Annotated in this window: 15 protein-coding genes; 12 read left to right on the top strand and 3 right to left on the bottom strand. The window is 41.4% G+C overall.

The window, feature by feature from the left end:
* The first annotated feature begins 88 nt into the window (after window positions 1–88).
* Window positions 89–1,330 (top strand): malic enzyme-like NAD(P)-binding protein, encoded by a 1,242-nt coding sequence (locus ISP07_RS16700; RefSeq protein WP_054552813.1) that lies wholly within the window; start codon window positions 89–91, stop codon window positions 1,328–1,330.
* 99 nt (window positions 1,331–1,429) lie between these two features.
* Here the strand turns inward: ISP07_RS16700 and metJ are convergent, their stop codons facing one another.
* The gene (gene metJ / locus ISP07_RS16695) at window positions 1,430–1,750 is read right to left on the bottom strand and encodes a met regulon transcriptional regulator MetJ (RefSeq protein WP_036973203.1); all 321 of its coding nucleotides are present in this window, start codon (window positions 1,748–1,750) and stop codon (window positions 1,430–1,432) included.
* Between the two features lie 224 nt (window positions 1,751–1,974).
* Here metJ and metB point away from each other — a divergent pair, with 224 nt between their 5' ends.
* Together metB and metL are read left to right on the top strand one after the other, a co-directional pair.
* Window positions 1,975–3,234, top strand: coding sequence for a cystathionine gamma-synthase (gene metB / locus ISP07_RS16690; protein ID WP_209328289.1), 1,260 nt, complete (start codon window positions 1,975–1,977; stop codon window positions 3,232–3,234).
* Window positions 3,235–3,238: 4 nt separating this feature from the next.
* Window positions 3,239–5,584, top strand: a complete 2,346-nt coding sequence (gene metL / locus ISP07_RS16685; protein WP_209328288.1) for a bifunctional aspartate kinase/homoserine dehydrogenase II — start codon at window positions 3,239–3,241, stop codon at window positions 5,582–5,584.
* Window positions 5,585–5,664: 80 nt separating this feature from the next.
* Here metL and ISP07_RS16680 read toward each other — a convergent pair whose 3' ends face one another.
* Complete coding sequence (locus ISP07_RS16680; RefSeq protein ID WP_054552810.1) at window positions 5,665–8,175, bottom strand: penicillin-binding protein 1A; 2,511 nt, start codon at window positions 8,173–8,175, stop codon at window positions 5,665–5,667.
* Between the two features lie 132 nt (window positions 8,176–8,307).
* Between ISP07_RS16680 and ISP07_RS16675 the strand changes: the two genes are divergently transcribed.
* From ISP07_RS16675 to ISP07_RS16635, 9 genes are all read left to right on the top strand, one after another.
* Window positions 8,308–9,387, top strand: a complete 1,080-nt coding sequence (locus tag ISP07_RS16675) for a pilus assembly protein PilM (RefSeq protein ID WP_054552809.1) — start codon at window positions 8,308–8,310, stop codon at window positions 9,385–9,387.
* Window positions 9,375–9,947, top strand: coding sequence for a PilN domain-containing protein (locus tag ISP07_RS16670; protein WP_054552808.1), 573 nt, complete (start codon window positions 9,375–9,377; stop codon window positions 9,945–9,947). Before ISP07_RS16675 ends, ISP07_RS16670 begins: the two co-directional genes overlap by 13 nt.
* Window positions 9,937–10,542, top strand: coding sequence for a type 4a pilus biogenesis protein PilO (locus tag ISP07_RS16665; RefSeq protein ID WP_054552807.1), 606 nt, complete (start codon window positions 9,937–9,939; stop codon window positions 10,540–10,542). The genes ISP07_RS16670 and ISP07_RS16665 overlap by 11 nt, the downstream gene beginning before the upstream one ends.
* Window positions 10,539–11,075 (top strand): pilus assembly protein PilP, encoded by a 537-nt coding sequence (locus tag ISP07_RS16660; RefSeq protein WP_054552806.1) that lies wholly within the window; start codon window positions 10,539–10,541, stop codon window positions 11,073–11,075. The genes ISP07_RS16665 and ISP07_RS16660 overlap by 4 nt, the downstream gene beginning before the upstream one ends.
* 22 nt (window positions 11,076–11,097) lie before the next feature.
* Complete coding sequence (locus ISP07_RS16655) at window positions 11,098–13,155, top strand: type IV pilus secretin PilQ (protein WP_371351972.1); 2,058 nt, start codon at window positions 11,098–11,100, stop codon at window positions 13,153–13,155.
* A gap of 179 nt (window positions 13,156–13,334) precedes the next feature.
* Window positions 13,335–13,853, top strand: a complete 519-nt coding sequence (aroK, locus tag ISP07_RS16650; RefSeq protein ID WP_036973192.1) for a shikimate kinase AroK — start codon at window positions 13,335–13,337, stop codon at window positions 13,851–13,853.
* A 27-nt stretch (window positions 13,854–13,880) separates the two neighbouring features.
* On the top strand, window positions 13,881–14,951 hold the full coding sequence (gene aroB, locus ISP07_RS16645) for a 3-dehydroquinate synthase (protein WP_054552805.1): 1,071 nt from the start codon (window positions 13,881–13,883) through the stop codon (window positions 14,949–14,951).
* Entirely contained in the window at window positions 14,951–16,351 is a 1,401-nt protein-coding gene (locus ISP07_RS16640; protein WP_209328287.1) for an AAA family ATPase, read from the top strand. Before aroB ends, ISP07_RS16640 begins: the two co-directional genes overlap by 1 nt.
* Before the next feature lie 53 nt (window positions 16,352–16,404).
* A complete protein-coding gene (locus tag ISP07_RS16635; RefSeq protein WP_138616147.1) occupies window positions 16,405–17,247 on the top strand; it encodes a Dam family site-specific DNA-(adenine-N6)-methyltransferase in 843 nt (280 codons plus the stop codon).
* On the opposite strand, the gene ISP07_RS16630 is transcribed toward ISP07_RS16635, so the two are convergent.
* Window positions 17,219–17,404, bottom strand: coding sequence for a DUF2970 domain-containing protein (locus ISP07_RS16630; RefSeq protein WP_054552802.1), 186 nt, complete (start codon window positions 17,402–17,404; stop codon window positions 17,219–17,221). The genes ISP07_RS16635 and ISP07_RS16630 overlap by 29 nt on opposite strands.
* Window positions 17,405–17,408 lie beyond the last annotated feature (4 nt).

Raw genomic sequence — 17,408 nt, 5'->3', positions numbered from 1 at the left:
GATAATACTTGGAATTTTTATACATTACAGGTATCGTACTGATGCAAGCTCTCTCACTTTTTAACTTTTTGCAGGATACTATCGCGTTATGTCAGATTTTCGTGAACAAGCATTACATTACCACGCCCACCCCGTTCCAGGTAAAATTAGTGTTGAACTAACCAAGCCAGCCGAAACGGTTAACGATCTCGCTTTAGCTTATAGCCCAGGTGTGGCTGAACCAGTCCGTGAAATTGCTGCTGATCCAGCAAACGCCTATAAATACACAGGCAAAGGCAACATGGTTGCAGTTATTTCAAACGGTACCGCAATTTTAGGTTTAGGTAACTTAGGTCCGCTTGCATCAAAACCTGTAATGGAAGGTAAAGCCTTACTATTCAAACGTTTTGCTGGCCTTGACTCAATTGATATTGAAGTTAAACACCGCACAACAGAAGATTTCATTAATACGGTTGCTAACATCGCTGATACGTTTGGTGGTATCAACCTAGAAGATATTAAAGCACCAGAATGTTTTGAAATCGAAAAAGCGCTTATCGAGCGCTGTGATATTCCAGTTTTCCACGATGACCAACATGGTACCGCTATTGTGACTGCTGCTGGTATGCTTAACGCTCTTGAAGTGCAAGGTAAAGACATCGAAGATGCCATCATCGTATGTTTAGGTGCCGGTGCTGCTGCTGTTGCTTGTATGGAGCTTTTAATTAAGTGTGGCGCACTGCGTGAACACATTTATATGCTTGACCGTAAAGGTGTGATCCATACACGTCGTGATGACTTAAACGAGTATAAGCAATTATTTGCTAACAATACCGATAAGCGTACATTACAAGATGTTATTGCTGATGCCGACGTATTCGTTGGTGTATCAGGTCCTAACCTGTTAACTGCAGATGATCTTAAGCTGATGGCAGACAAGCCAGTCGTGTTTGCATGCTCAAACCCAGATCCTGAGATTGCTCCAGAAGTTGCACACAGTGCGCGTAACGATTTAATTATGGCAACGGGTCGTTCAGATTTCCCTAACCAAGTAAATAACGTGCTTTGTTTCCCATTCATTTTCCGTGGCGCGTTAGATGTTCGTGCAACGGCAATTAATGATGAAATGAAAATTGCTGCAGTTCATGCTATTCGCGGCATCGCGAAAGAGCCTGTACCAAGTGAAGTATTAAAAGCAGCTGGCGTTGAGTCACTTGAGTTTGGTGCCGAGTACATCATTCCTAAGCCTATGGATCCGCGTTTATTACCACGTATTGCACGTGCTGTTGCTGAAGCAGCTGTAGAGTCGGGTGTGGCGCAAATCGATATGCCAGAAGATTACATGCGTTAAACTTAATTAGCCTTAGGTATAACGCGCAATAAAAAACTCAGCCTAGGCTGAGTTTTTTTATATCTGCGATTATCGGCGGTGATCCGATGGCCGAAATACTTATTCTGAATCAAGCACTGGGATATCTAATCCCATTTCTTGCATAATTCTTTTAACTTCTTCAGGTACCTTTTCAGGGTTGTCTTTACGTAGGTCGTCATCATTTGGTAATGGTTGACCTGTAAAAGCATGTAAGAAAGCTTCACACAATAACTCACTATTCGTCGCATGACGCAGGTTATTGATCTGGCGGCGTGTACGCTCGTCAGTTAATACTTTTAATACGTTGAGTGGGATTGATACGGTAATCTTTTTTACTTGTTCTGATTTTTTACCGTGTTCTGCATATGGGTGAATGTATTCACCGTTCCATTTAGCCATAAGTTGTTTCGTTGCCTCGGTTGTCAGTGATTTACGCCTTATTCACAGCGCAAGATGCGGAAATTCTATCTCTTTAAAAAAGATAGTCAAATACTAGTTATTTGGCCATCTAGTGGTGTAAATGTATAAACTTCTATGCGTGAGCGATAAATGCTTTGACTTCTCATATTTGATCATCTAACCTTTTAGACGTCTAAACATCCAATTAAAGAATAGGTGATGAAATGAGCGAAAAAAATAAAGCGACGATTGCTGTTCGTCACGGCATTGAAGCCGATAAACATCATGGTGCGGTTGTACCGCCAATTTACTTATCAACCACCTATTCGTTTGCTGATTTTGATACTAAGCGCCAGTATGACTATGGGCGCAGCGGTAATCCAAATCGCGATATCTTAGCTGAAACCTTAGCTGAGCTTGAAGGTGGTGCTAGAGGTATTATAACTGCAACAGGTATGTCTGCAGTGCATTTAGCCACTCAGCTATTAAACAGTGACGATACGTTAGTGATCCCACATGACTGTTATGGCGGTAGTTACCGTTTATTCACCTCGCTTGAAAAACGTGGCCTGTTAAAACTGAAAGTTTTGGATTTAACTAAATCTGAAAATCTCCAAGAAATTTTAGCGATTAAACCTAAGTTGATTTGGATTGAAACGCCAAGTAACCCAATCTTGCGTTTAACAGATATTAAAGCAATCACTAGCATTGCTAAGCAGTGCGGTGCTTTGGTTGCGGCTGACAACACCTTCTTATCACCTGCATTACAAAACCCCATTGAGTTTGGTGTTGATATTGTTGTGCACTCAACCACTAAATACATTAATGGTCACTCTGATGTAGTGGGCGGTGCAGTGATTGCTGCAACGCAAGAGCTAGGCGACGAGCTTGCTTGGTGGGCGAATAATATCGGTATTACTGGAGCACCATTTGACAGCTACTTAACGCTTCGTGGTTTACGTACTTTAAATGTACGTTTAAAGCAGCACCAAGAAAATGCCTTTGCCATTGCTGAGTATTTAGAAAACTCATCTTATGTAAGCCAAGTCTATTACCCTGGCCTTGCTTCTCACCCACAACATGAGCTTGCTAAGGCACAGCAACGTGGTTTTGGTGGCATGGTGAGCTTTGATATTAAAGGCGACATCAACGATGCTGCTGCGTTTTTAACAAGCCTTAAAGACTTTAGCCTTGCTGAGTCGTTAGGTGGGGTAGAAAGTTTGATTTGTCACCCTGCAACAATGACCCACGCAGGCATGGAGCCTAAAGCGCGTCTTGAAGCCGGTGTGGGCGATACCTTGATCCGTATTTCTGTAGGCATTGAAGACGTAAAAGATCTCATTGCTGACTTAGACCGTGTTTTCAATTTAGTTAAGCCAGGTCAAGGCCAGCAAGTTACAAAAGCTGAAGCTAAGCAAGCACAGCAAGATACACAACAAAACGCGTCATTTAAGTTAACGCCAGCACATACGGCATTGTGGTAGAAAAATGGTAAATATTGTTCATAAATTTGGTGGCTCAAGCTTAAGCTCGGCAGATCGTTATCATGCGGTAGCGAACATCGTTCTTGCTAATACAGAGCAGGGCGATTGCGTCGTTGTGTCGGCATCGGGTAAAACAACCGATACCCTGGTAAAGCTTTGGCAAAGTTACCAGCAGCAAGATAGCCAAGCTGTTAGCGATATTCTATTGCTTATTGATAACAATCAACGTGCGCTTATTGAGCAGCTACTTATAGGGCAGAATAAACAACAGGCGTTGGCACAGTTAAAAGATGAACTTGCTGTATTAAATGAATTAATTAGTCAGCAGCAGTTACTTGAAGCCCCTTTACTTGCTCATGGTGAAGTGTGGTCGGCGCGTTTATTGGCCGCTTATCTAAATCAGTTAGGTGTCGATTCGCAAGATGTTGATGCAAGACAGCTATTTACTCTAAATGATGGTCAGCTTTTACATCAAAAAAACCAACAGCAATGCAGCGATGCGATTAGCAGAACACATATCAACGTAGTAACGGGTTTTATAGCTGCAGATTGCCAAGGTAATACGGTGACATTAGGCCGCAATGGCAGTGATTACAGTGCCACTTTGTTAGCGAGTTATACTTTTGCCAAGCAAGTGTCTATCTGGACAGATACACAAGGGGTATTTAGTACTGACCCTCGTAAAGTTAAAAATGCGGTTAAGTACGCCAAAGTATGCCGCGAACAAGCTAACTTATTAGCGCGTTTAGGTAACCCAGTATTGCATGCAAAAACCTTGTCGCCGTTAAAAGACTCAGAAATCAAACTGGTGGTAAGAAGTAGCTTTGATTGTGATGCAACGCCAACCGAGGTAGTAAAAGAAGGTTATAGTAAAGCAAAACGTTTTATTACGACCTTAGATAACATCGATTTATTACGGGTTGATAAACTAAGCAGTGGTGAAGTCGGTGAGCTTAGTCAGTTAATTCAACACAGCCTGCATCACTTTACTAAAGAGGGCGATACTTACTTATTAGTGCCAGGTCAAAGCACTCACCAAGTTGTCAGCCACTTAGCGGGCCGTGCTAATATTGTCGAGTCTAATTTAAGTGGTTGTGCAGTGGTTGCCCCAACAGCTGATGTATCTGCGCTAACAGAGCAAGCCACAGCGCTTTTAAAAGAGCAAAGTATTCATCCTCGTTTTGTACAACAAGACGAAAACTATGTGTTGATCTTAAACGATCAGGCAATTGATAGTGATGTTTTAACTCTTCTACATGACAAGCTGGTAAACAAAGGTCAAGAGTTGGCCATTATCGTTGCTGGCCTTGGTAATGTGGGCGAAGTGTTCTTATCGCAACTACAAGCTCAGTTTGCGCGTTTATCTGCTCAGTACAAAGTAAAAGTAGTTGCTCTTTTACGCTCTAAACAAATGCTTTTTAGTGCCAGTGGTTTAAATACCGAAACATGGCAAGAGCAGTGGCATAACGAAGCGCAAAGCTACGACAAAGCTGAATTATTAGCACGTATCAATGAACTAGATTATGAGCACAAAGTGGTGATTGATATCACTGCCAGTGAGGCGTTCAGTCAGTTATACCCTGACTTTGTTGAACTTAACTGTCATTTGATCAGTGCAAACAAATATGCGGGTACCGCAGAAAATAGCTGGTATCAAAACCTGCGCACTAATTTGGCTGAGCGAAACTTGTTGTGGCGTTATAATACCAGTGTGGGCGCAGGTTTACCGATTAACTTTGCTTTAGCTGATTTGCAAAATAGCGGAGACAGCATTAACCGTATTGAAGGGGTATTCTCGGGTACTTTATCGTGGTTATGTAGCAGTTACGATGGCAGCGTGCCGTTTTCAGATTTAGTGCTTCAAGCTCAGCAAATGGGTTATACAGAGCCAGATCCTCGTGAAGATTTATCTGGCCGTGATATGCAGCGTAAACTACTAATTTTAGCGCGTGACTTAGGCCTTGATTTAGAGCTTGATGATATTGCTTTAACACCACTTATGCCTGAACAGCTTGCAGCAGGTAGCTGGCAAGATTTTCTTGCAAACAAACAGCTACTCGATGAATTCATGACAGAAAAAGCTGCCCAAGCTGCGGCAGAAGACAAAGTGGTGCGCTACACCGGTGCTATCACACTCATTGATGGTAAGGTTCAGGCTCAAGTTGGTTTAGTCAATGTTGGCAAAGATGATGTATTAGCAAGCCTTAAACCGGGCGATAACATCTTTGTGATAAATTCACAGTGGTATACAGATAATGCGTTGGTGATCCAAGGCCCTGGAGCGGGTAAAGAAGTCACTGCCGCTGGTGTTCATTCAGACCTGTATTGGCTGGTAAATAACCTAAAATAATTTTGCTGATCTTAGTTTAAATAGCTAAGCAAAAAGCGCCCAGAAGGGCGCTTTTTTATGTCTTATAGCAACTTAGCTATTTAGAACAACTCTTCCTCTGTGCTGAGCTTTTCTTCAAATACGTCTGTTGGTTGATCGAGTACGTACTTAGTTGGTGCAGTGCCTTTAATGAAGTATTCAAAACGACTGGTGTAATCATTTTTGTGACTCAATAGACCTGTTGCTAAGTCGATTCGAACCGATACTAAACCTTCAGGAAGCTCAATAGGTGCTTCTGGCATGCCATCAAGAGCTGCACGCATAAAGTCGACCCATGCAGGTTGCGCGGTTTTAGCGCCGGATTCTGCACCTGATATTTGCGATTTATCGAGGTTACTATTGTAAGTCGAGCGGCCTAGGGCTTTTCCAGGGTTATCAAAACCAACCCAGACCGAAGTCATTACATTGCGATTAAAGCCGCTAAACCAAGTATCTACCGAATCATTAGTGGTACCTGTTTTACCAGCTAAATCACGACGATCAAGTGCTTGTGCACGCCAGCCTGTGCCACTCCAGCCTGTTTTATGGGTCCAACTACCGCCCCCCCAAATTGCACTGTGCATAGCTTGCGAAATTAAAAATGCATTTTGCTTAGAAATGATACGAGGCGCACAGCGAGGTGTTTTCGTTATCTCAGCTTCAGTAAAACTCTGTTGATTCTGGTTAAGAGATGCAAACTCAGGGGTTACAGTTTGCTTAGGCGCATCACAAGCAAGTTCAGGTTCTGTTTTAAATAAAACAGTACCCGCCGAATCCTGAATCTCAGAGATAAAGTAAGGGGTTATCAAATGACCGCCATTGGCGAATGTACTCATACCGCGGGCTAGTTCAAGTGGAGTGATTGAAGCGCTACCGAGTGCGAGTGATTCACTGCGGTTAATATCGTTATTCAAAAAGCCAAACTTAAGCAAATGATCGGCTGTACGCTCAAGGCCAACACCACGTAATAGGCGCACCGAGATTACGTTCTTCGATTGTGCGAGTGCTCTGCGAATACGTATAGGACCATTATAAACCGCTGGGCTGTTCTTAGGGCGCCATGCCACACCTTGGCTTTTATCCCATTGATTAATTGGCGCATCATTCAAAATAGAAGCAAGCGTATAGCCATTCTCAAGTGCCGCTGAATAAATAAATGGCTTAATGTTTGAGCCTACTTGGCGTTTTGCTTGAACTGCGCGATTGTATTGGCTTTGTTCAAAGCTATAACCACCGACAATCGCTTTAATACGACCATCTTGCGGATCAAGTGAAACAAGTGCGCTCGATGCTTCTGGTACTTGGCTAAGGATATAGCTTTCATCTGCATTTTTACGCAGCCAAATTTGCGCTCCCGCTGATAAAATTTCGGTAGCTGTTTTTGGTGCAAAGCTTTGACGGTAACGCGTAATATATTTACGCGCCCATTTTAGACCATCCCACTCAACAGTGACTTGTTCACCGCTTTTTAATAGCACATCAATTGATTGTTCAGCGACGTTGGTGACAACACCTGCTAATAGCGGACCAAATTCTTTGACATCTTTTAATTTAGATAAGATCTCTTCTTGGCTAAGAGGGCTTTCATTTTCGCTGTCCCATAACTGAGCCGCAGCACCACGGAAGCCATGACGCATATCGTAAGCGTGTAGGTTATCAACAATCGCATCTTGAGCAGCCTGTTGAATGTTAGAGTCAACGCTGGTGTAAACTTTAAAACCAGTATTATAGGCGCGCTCGTGACCATAACGAGCTACCATTTCAGCACGAACCATCTCTGAAATATACGGGGCATAGACTTCAATTTCTGCGCCGTGAAATTTTGCAGTAATAGGTGCGTTAATAGCCTCTTCATATTCGCTTCGAGTGATGTACTTTTCGGTGTACATACGACCTAATACGACATTTCGACGAGCCTTTGCGCGAACTGGGTTACGAATAGGGTTAAGTGCAGAAGGTGCTTTAGGTAGGCCTGCAATCATCGCCATTTGCGCTAAAGTTAACTCGTTTAAATCTTTGCCATAGTAAACTTGCGCAGCTGCACCAATACCAAAGGCGCGATTACCCAATTCGATTTTGTTTAAGTATAATTCGAGAATTTCGTCCTTAGTTAAAATACTTTCAATGTGAAGAGCTATGAAGATCTCTTTAACTTTACGGATATATGCTTTTTCTCGGGTTAAGAAGAAGTTACGGGCAAGCTGCATGGTTATCGTACTTGCGCCTTGTTTCTTTTCACCGGTAGATATGAGTACAATGGCTGAGCGAACTATACCAATTGGATCAATGCCAATATGTTCATAAAAGCGATTATCTTCTGTTGCTAATATTGCATCGATTAATGGTTGGGGTATTTGATCTATTGTTACTGGAATGCGGCGTTTTTCACCAAATTGATTGATCAATAAGCCATCTCGTGAGAAAACTTGCATAGGTGTCTGTAACTGAACGTCTTTTAAAACCTGAACGCTAGGAATGTCGGGTTTAACGTAATAGTATAGACCAACTAAAGTGATTAGTCCTAAGAATGAGCAGATGATAATAAATTGTAAAGTTCGCTTTAATAAAATCACTTATATTTTCCCTAAATGGACTCCCAATTAGAATCGGAGACTGCTAGTATATATTGATTAAAAAATGAATAATATTTTTTCAGATAAAAATTATAACTTGTTTATTATTAAAACAAAGGCCAAGTTGCAAACATGCTAAGTCAGCTATTTAAAAAGCCTTCATCTATGATGGTAGGGATCGACATCGGATCACACTGTATAAAGGCAGTGTTATTGCAGGAGACAGACGCTGGTTTGCGGCTTGAAGCACTAGCTATTGAACCTATGCCTAAAGGCGCTATGTCTGAACGTTCTATTCAAGACATAGAAGCAATAGGTAATGTTATCGCGAAATTAAAAAGAAAAATACCTAAATCCGTACAACGCGCTGCTGTTGCAGTGTCTGGGCAAACCGTGATCACAAAAGTAATTTTTATGGATGTATCATTAACTGATGCTGAACTTGAGTCACAAATTGCTATTGAAGCAGACAGCTTAATTCCTTACCCCCTCGACGAAGTTAATATCGATTTCGAAAAACTGGCTATTAACGAAGCGGATCCAAGTAAAGTTAATGTACTTCTTTCGGCAGCGCGAACTGAAAGTGTGCAAGCTCGTGTAGGTGCTCTTGAAACAGCTAACTTAAAAGCGGCAGTGGTCGATGTAGAAAGTTATGCCCTCAGCCGAGCAATGGATGTTTACTATCAACAGTTGCCAAGCGATGCTTACAATAAGTGTGTCGCTGTGGTTGATATTGGTGCTGTTCTGATGTTGGTTAGTGTGGTGCAAGAGGGTGAAACAATTTATACCCGTGACCAAGTATTTGGCGGCGATCAATACACTAATAGTATCGTTGCTTATTATAATAAAAGCTTTGATGAAGCTGAAATAGGTAAAACAACTGGGGATTTACCACCAAATTATACTTTTGAGGTGTTAGCGCCATTCCAAACATCACTATTGCAGCAAGTAAGACGCGCAGTACAAATGTTCTTAACAACCAGTGGTAAAGAGCAAGTTGACTATATTGTTCTAACGGGTGGCACAGCTATGATTGATGGCCTTGACAGGCTTTTAATTGAAGAACTGGGAATCCATACGGTGGTTGCTGAGCCATTTGCAAACATTGAAATCTCCGCAAAAGTGGATCGGAATATGCTGCAGCGTCACCGAACTCAGTTTGCAATAGCCACAGGACTGGCATTAAGGAGCTTTTCATCATGCCACATATAAATTTACTGCCCTGGCGAGAACAGCAAAGAAAAGACTCACAGAATAAATTTATAACTGTGCTTTTTTCTGTTGTTGTTGTCAGCTTTATCAGTATGTATCTATTGAGCTCTTTTTACAGCGGCCTTCGTCAAGGCCAAGATGCAAAGAATAACTTTTTAAATACTGAGATCGCTCTTTTGAATCAACGTATTAGGGAAATTAATGAGCTTGATAAAAAGAAAGAAAACTTACAGCAACGAATGCGTTTAATTGAAGAGCTGCAAAGTAGTCGTAACTTAGGTACACAAATCATGGATGAAGTTGCGAAAATAGTCCCTGCAGGTGTCTATTTGACTAAGTTGGAGCGCCGTGGTGACCAAATTCATGTAACAGGTCGTAGCGAATCGAATAACCGCTTATCGACCATGCTACGTCAAGTTCAAAGTTCTTATTTACTAGAGCGCCCAGTAATGCAAGGCATTGTTGCAGGTGAGCAGACATCAAGACTATTAAGTGACTTTAATATGGATTTTTATGTTAAACCGTTTGATCAGATAGGTGAGGCGCGTAATGAACCTTGATATCAAATCGTTAACTGAAATAGATTGGAATGAAATAGAGCTCGAAAACATGGGTGATTGGCCCATTGCTGTAAAAGCGTTATGTTGTGCTTTTGTAGCTGCAATCGTGTTGTATTTTAGTTATAGCTTATTGGTGTCTGATGAGATTGCCAGCTATCACAGTGCCGTAGCAAAAGAAACTGAGTTGCGTAACACTTACAAGCAAAAATATGCTTTAGCGAGCAACTTAGAACTGTATCGCCAACAAATGGTAGAAATGGAAGAGAAATTTTCTCAACTATTGAAGCGCTTACCTACCTCGAATGAAACACCTGGGTTGCTTGATGATTTATCTTATGTTGGAACGACAAGTGGTTTAACCTTCTTAAAAATTGGTTGGTTACCTGAAATTGAAAAAGAATTTTATACAGAGCTACCGATAAAAATTGAGGTGGTGGGTACTTACCATGAATTCGGTGAATTCGTCGGCAAAGTAGCACAATTACCGCGTATTGTTAGTTTGCATGATTTTACAATTCAAACTTTAGGTAATGGCGAGCTTACTTTTAGTGTTGTTGCCAAAACATATCGTTACGAGGGGGGCACTAAAAAATGAAGAAGCTTTCCTTAGTTATATTAATGAGCTTTGCGTTAGCCGCTTGTAATGATGATACTGCTGAGCAAAAAGAGTTTATCGATCAGGTAAAAGCTAGCACAACGCCGAAAGTTGAACCGATCCCACAGATAGCGCAATTTGAATATTTTGAATACAGTGCAGGTAGACTTCGCAGCCCATTTGTTGCTCCGAAGCCTGAGATTATTCAAAATAACCTTGTGCAGGTGAAGAACTGTCTTCATCCTGACCCAAATCGAGTTCGCCAACCTCTTGAGAAATACCCATTAGATAATTTGCTTATGAAAGGTACCATAGGCCGAGCTGGCAATACTTGGGCACTCATCAAAGCGGCAGATGAAACGCTTTATCGCGTAACCGTAGGTAATTACATTGGTTTGTATCATGGTGAAATAAAAGAAGTGCACGACAATTACATAGAATTATTAGAATTAATCCCTGATGGGGCTGGTTGTTGGAAAGAGCGTCTGACAAAGCTAGAAATGTTAGAGGCGGATACAAATGGTGCAAGTTAATCTTATGAAAGGTAAAAAAAATATGCATAAAGGAATGGCTTGGTTTAAAAACATGCATAAGTTCATGTTAGCTGCACTTGCTTTTTTAATAGCGCAGTCAGCAGTTGCGGCACCTTTACTATATGATGTGCGTTATAACCCATTAATGAAAGGCGAAACACAACTACAGCTAGTGTTTGATGAGGCACTGACATTCGAACCAAAAGTCCAGGTGTATAACTCACCAGCACGCATCGAAATGTTATTCAGTAATGTAGGTGTTGATAATGAAATGCGTGATGTACCTGTGAACCAAGCAGGAATTCAGCATGTAACAAGCACCATGACCGCTGATGGTTTGAAGGTCGTTGTATCGTTAGATAAATTAAAAATCTATAAAACGTTCGCTAAAGATAACATCCTAACGCTGCATGTTTCTGATAACCCAATTAGTGGAGACGAAATAGCGGATCCACTCTCAGCAGCCAATAATTATATAAATACAGTTCAGTCGATAGATTTTCGCCGTGGTGAAAAAGGCGAAGCAAGGCTGTTAGTATTTTTACAAGATACGCAAGCAGCTATAGATGTTCACGAAAGTGGTGGCAAAATTATTGCTGAGTTCCACCATACTGATATTCTCGATGATCTACTTTATCAGCTTGATGTGATGGACTTTGGCACAGTCGTTAGCAATATTGAGACGTTTAAAGAAGGCAATATGACACGTATCGTGGTTGAGCCAAACGCTGCATTTAAATTCACTCATCAGCAAATTGAGAATATTTTTACTTTAACTGTCGAAAAAGATGATACGCAACGCGCTTACCTTGAAGGGGGAATTGAGTATCAAGGACGTCCAATGACGTTAAACTTCCAAGATATTCCCGTGCGTTCAGTACTGCAAATAATCGCAGGTTACAATGAATTTAACTTAGTAACGAGTGATTCTGTTACAGGCAATATTACTTTACGACTAGAAGGAGTCCCTTGGGATCAAGCGCTTGACGTAGTATTGAAAGTGAAAGGCTTAGATAAGCGCATGGATGGCTCTATTTTAATGGTCGCCCCTTCTGAAGAGTTGGCTGCCCGAGAAGCTAAAGAACTTAAAGCTAAGCAGCAAGTTGAAGACTTAGAACCGCTTTATAGCGAATATATTCGCCTTAACTATGCAAAAGCTGAAGAGTTTGCAGACCTATTGAAAACAGACACAAATAGCATTATCTCAGCGCGAGGAAGTGTTTCTGTTGATAAACGAACGAACACTTTGCTGATCAAAGACACTGCAAAAAGCATTGAAAGTGTGCGTCGTATGGTTGAGACCCTAGACATTCCTGTTAAGCAAGTCGTGATTGAATCACGTATGGTGACAGTGAATGATAATGTGCAAGAAGACTTGGGTGTTCGTTGGGGTATTAGTGACGTAGGAAGCGATGGTGCTATTTCTGGCTCTTTAGAAGGTGCAGGTGGCATGTTTGGTGCGGGCTCTTACGATAATATTCCAAGTATTTCTGATCGCTTAAATGTCAATTTACCGGTTTCAAGCCCTGCGGGTAGTATAGGTGTGCAAGTCGCTAAGCTAGCTAATGGCACTATTTTAGATTTAGAGTTAAGTGCGCTTGAAGAAGAAAACCGCGGCGAAATTATCGCAAGCCCACGCATCACGACGGCTAATCAACAAAAAGCACGTATTGAGCAAGGTACAGAAATTCCATACGTTGAAGCTGCATCTAGTGGCGCAACGACAGTAACATTCAAAAAAGCGGTATTGAGCTTAGAAGTAACGCCTCATATCACACCTGACAACAAGGTGATTTTAGACTTAGTAATTACACAAGATACTCGTGGTGATACGGTACAAACGCCAACAGGCTCTGCTGTGGCGATCAATACCCAAGAAATCCAAACCCAAGTATTAGTAGAAAATGGTCAAACAGTGGTACTTGGTGGTATTTTTCAACAACAAATTGTTAATTCAACTAAGAAAGTACCATTGTTAGGTGATATTCCTTATTTGGGTGTGCTGTTTAAAAGCACGAGTGAATTTAACGAGAAGAAAGAGTTGTTAATCTTCGTAACCCCTAAAATTCAAATTGATTAAGTGATTTTTTCTTAAGCAACGAGCAATTAGCATTTTTAATTGCTCGTAATCTGGCTTTTTATGCTAATTGACTTGAAATACCCAAGCAATTACTGAGATAATCCCCTCCTTAATTTTGGGGCCAGGTCGTTAGGCGGGGTTTTATTTCAAATTTTAGAGTTCGTTTGTACTAAAAAGATATGGCTGAGAAACGTAATATATTTCTAGTGGGCCCTATGGGGGCTGGCAAAAGCACAATTGGTCGTCACATTGCTGACCAATTACACCTTGAATTTTTCGATTCAGATCAAGAGATCGAGCGTCGTACTGGAGCAGACATTGCTTGGGTATTCGATCTTGAGGGTGAAGAGGGCTTTCGACTTCGTGAAGAAACTGTAATTTCAGACCTAACTGAGATGCAAGGTATCGTTCTTGCAACAGGTGGTGGTTCTGTGATCAGTAAAGAAGTACGTAACAAGCTTTCTGCTCGTGGTATTGTTGTATACCTTGAGACACCAATCGAAAAGCAAGTTGCACGCACACAGCGCGACAAGCGTCGCCCATTATTGCAAACAGAAGAAGCACCGCGTGATGTACTAGAGCGCTTAGCTGAAGAACGCGAACCGTTATACAAAGAAGTTGCTGATTTTGTTGTCCGCACTGATGAGCAAAGCGCGAAAGTTGTTGCTAATCAAATCATCGAGAAATTAGATTTTTAAAAACCAATAATAAAAAGGAAACTAGCTATGCTTGAATTAACAGTTAATTTGGACGAGCGAAGTTATCCTATTTATATTGGTCAATCTGCTCTTCAAGAGACTGGTCGGCTGCGCGAGCACATCGGCGACTGTCGACCTATCATTATCACCAACGACACCATTGCACCTTTATATCTAGATGATGTAATGACGTCGTTGGCTGATCTTAACCCGTTATCTTTTACTATCCCTGATGGCGAACAATATAAATCACTTGAGTGGTTTGAAAAGATTTCGGCGTTCTTACTTGAACATAACTGTGGCCGCGATACTTGCCTTATTGCCTTAGGTGGCGGTGTGGTGGGTGATCTCACTGGTTTTGTTGCTGCATGTTATCAGCGTGGCGTGCCTTTTATTCAAGTGCCAACGACTTTGCTTTCGCAAGTCGATTCATCTGTTGGCGGTAAAACGGCAGTAAACCACCCACTTGGTAAAAACATGATTGGTGCGTTTTACCAACCACAAGCAGTATTTATCGATACGCAATCGCTACATACTTTGCCTGAGCGTGAATTCGCAGCGGGCATGGCTGAAGTGATTAAATATGGCCTTATTTACGACACTGAGTTATTTGCTTACCTTGAGCAAAATATCACTAAACTTAAATCTCTTGATGAACAAACTTTACAGCATGTGATTTATCGCTGTTGTGAAATCAAAGCCTTGATTGTTGCACAAGATGAAAAAGAAGCCGGTTTACGTGCATTACTAAACTTAGGGCACACCTTTGGCCACGCAATTGAAGCGCAAATGGGCTATGGTAATTGGCTACATGGCGAAGCCGTTGCGGCAGGTATGGTACTGGCAGCACGCCTTGCACATACCCGTGATGACTTAAACGCAGCAGAAGTTGAACGCATTATTAAATTGATTGCTGAGTATGATTTACCTGTCGATATTCCGGCAGAAATGACCAGCGAGCAGTTTTTAACGCACATGCGTAAAGATAAGAAAAATAAAAAAGGCACGATTCGCTTTATTCTACCTACCCAATTTGGTCAATGTGCGCTGGTAAGTGATGTTACTGATCAGCAGGTTTGTGATTTAATAGCGCGCTAATGCAATCGCAAATATTGCCTAGCCGTGCTGCGCTAGTTGATCGAATCGCTCTGCAGTTTGAATATGGGCAAAACCTAATTTGCTTACTCGGTCCTTCTGGCCTTGGTAAAAGCTATTTATTAGAAACCTTCATCACGGATAAATACCTCGACTTTAATAAAGCGTTTGTTCAGTTGTCGGGAAAAATGACCGACCAACAGTTTATGACTGAACTGTTAGAACAAAGCTTTAGCAACCCACTAATTGATCACGCTTTAAGTTTGTCTGAAAACTTCTATCAACTTTATAAACAACAGCCTTGTGGTGATTGTTTATGGGTCATTGATGGAGGGCGTCATTTATCTGAAGAGTTAATTCAGCAATTAGAAGTCCTTGCCAAGCAAAGCCCGAGCACGTTATACATACTGATTGCATCACAATCGGCAGGGCAGTTTAGTCAAGCAGTTGAAATCCACTTAGAGTCGCTAAATTTAAGTGAAAGTAAGCAACTGATGCGTTGGTTTTTCGATAACCTCCCTGTTGAAGAAGACCCCGTTTTTCGCACCTTTTTACAAGAAGCGCATGGTAACCCAGCTTTATTACTTGCTTGGCAGCCTGAACAACAAACTGCAGACATTCGCGCACCAGAAAAAAGCTATAAACTGCTTTATTTAATTTTGCTCTTAATCACGACCATGGTGCTGATCATTGGCTTTTTATATAAAGCTGATATGACTGAGTGGTGGAAAGCGCATTACCAGCAGGATACAACGAACTCTGTGGCAACAGCACTGCCTGCAGAAGCAGTAATCAATGGTCGAGTAGAAAGCAAAGAGCTAGTTCTAGAACAAACTCAAGACGATCTTCAAGCCGAGCAGCAAGTTGCTACTAATGATGAGGACAACACAACTCAGGCAGCTAAGGTGCCAGTTGATAACTCTGCGATAGAAAACCGTGAGAATGAAAGTCATAACAATAACGTGGCTGCGATTGTTGATAGCCTTTTGCCAGCAGAGCGAATAACACAAGAGACTGAGCAACCAACGACAGATGAAGTTATAGCTGCCGTCATCAACGATGCTGAGCAAACCGAGTCTGCCATTGAGCCAGAGCTGCCATTAGTAGGAAATGCGTGGTATTTATCTCAGCCAGATGACAATTTTGTAATCCAATTACTTGCGGTGACTAAAAAAGAGATTAGCGATAAGTTTATTACTGAAAATGGCATGCAAGGGCAAGTAAATTCTTACCAAAGCTTACGGAGTGGTAAGCCGTGGTGGATTGTAACTTATGGTAGTTACACCACACTGAATGATGCTAAGAAGGGCGTAACAACACTTTCTGATAATGTGCGTAAAAATCAGCCGTTTTATAAAAAAATAAGTAAAATTAAACAAGAAATCGCTTCACTAAATCAGTAAATTAAAACTGATTAGTGTAAAATCGCGCAACACCGAATTGAAGTTAAGAGCAGATGCAGCAAAAGACCAGAGCCTTCCTTAAATGGGCAGGTGGAAAATACAGCCTAGTTGAAGATATTCGTACCCGCTTGAAGCAAGCGAGTATGGATGCTGACACCTTAGTTGAACCTTTCGTTGGTGCTGGCTCTGTATTCCTTAATACTGATTTTAAGCATTATATTTTAAATGATATTAATGCGGATCTGATCAATCTTTACACTGAGCTTAAGCGCACGCCCGATGAGTTTATTAGCGACGCTAAAAAGTTGTTTGTAGAGCTTAATAACCACCCCGAAGCCTATTACGAATATCGTGTTCAGTTTAATCAAAGCAGTGATGTGTATGAGCGTGCGATTTTATTTTTATACATGAATCGCCATGGCTATAACGGGTTGTGTCGCTATAATCTAAAAGGTATTTTTAATGTTCCTTTTGGTAAATATAAGCGCCCGTATTTTCCTGAAAAAGAAATGCATTTCTTTGCTGAAAAAGCTCAGCAAGCAACCTTTACTTGCTTAGGTTATGACAAGGTATTTAAGCTTATTCCTAATAATGCGGTTGTATATTGTGATCCACCTTATGTGCCTTTGAGTAAAACAGCTTCATTTACTTCTTACGCTAAAGGCGGTTTCAATTTAGATGACCAAGCAAACTTGGCGAATTTAGCTGAGCAAGCCGCATTCGAAAATAACACGCCGGTACTTATTTCTAACCACGATACAGTGTGGACGCGTAAAATCTACAGCCAAGCATCATTAGATGAGATTCAGGTAAAACGCACGATTAGCCCCAAGGGCGGCTCACGCAATAAAGTGAACGAGCTAATGGCTATGTATTTAGCACCAAAGAAACCGTGAAATAAATCGCTGCTACAAATAGACTGAAAAAAATCAGGGCAATGACGATGATAGTACTGAGCGAGTGCTCTTTGAAGTCAGCTTGACGCTTATTTTCTGATTGCACACCAAAAAATGCCGCAAAGACACTTTGTAATGCACTCATGAATTTGTTCATACGA

Source organism: Pseudoalteromonas sp. PA2MD11 (assembly GCF_017808125.1).
GTDB lineage: Bacteria > Pseudomonadota > Gammaproteobacteria > Enterobacterales > Alteromonadaceae > Pseudoalteromonas > Pseudoalteromonas simplex.
The sequence above is the reverse complement of the archived record's forward strand: the minus strand, read 5'-3'. Positions and strand labels throughout refer to the sequence as shown.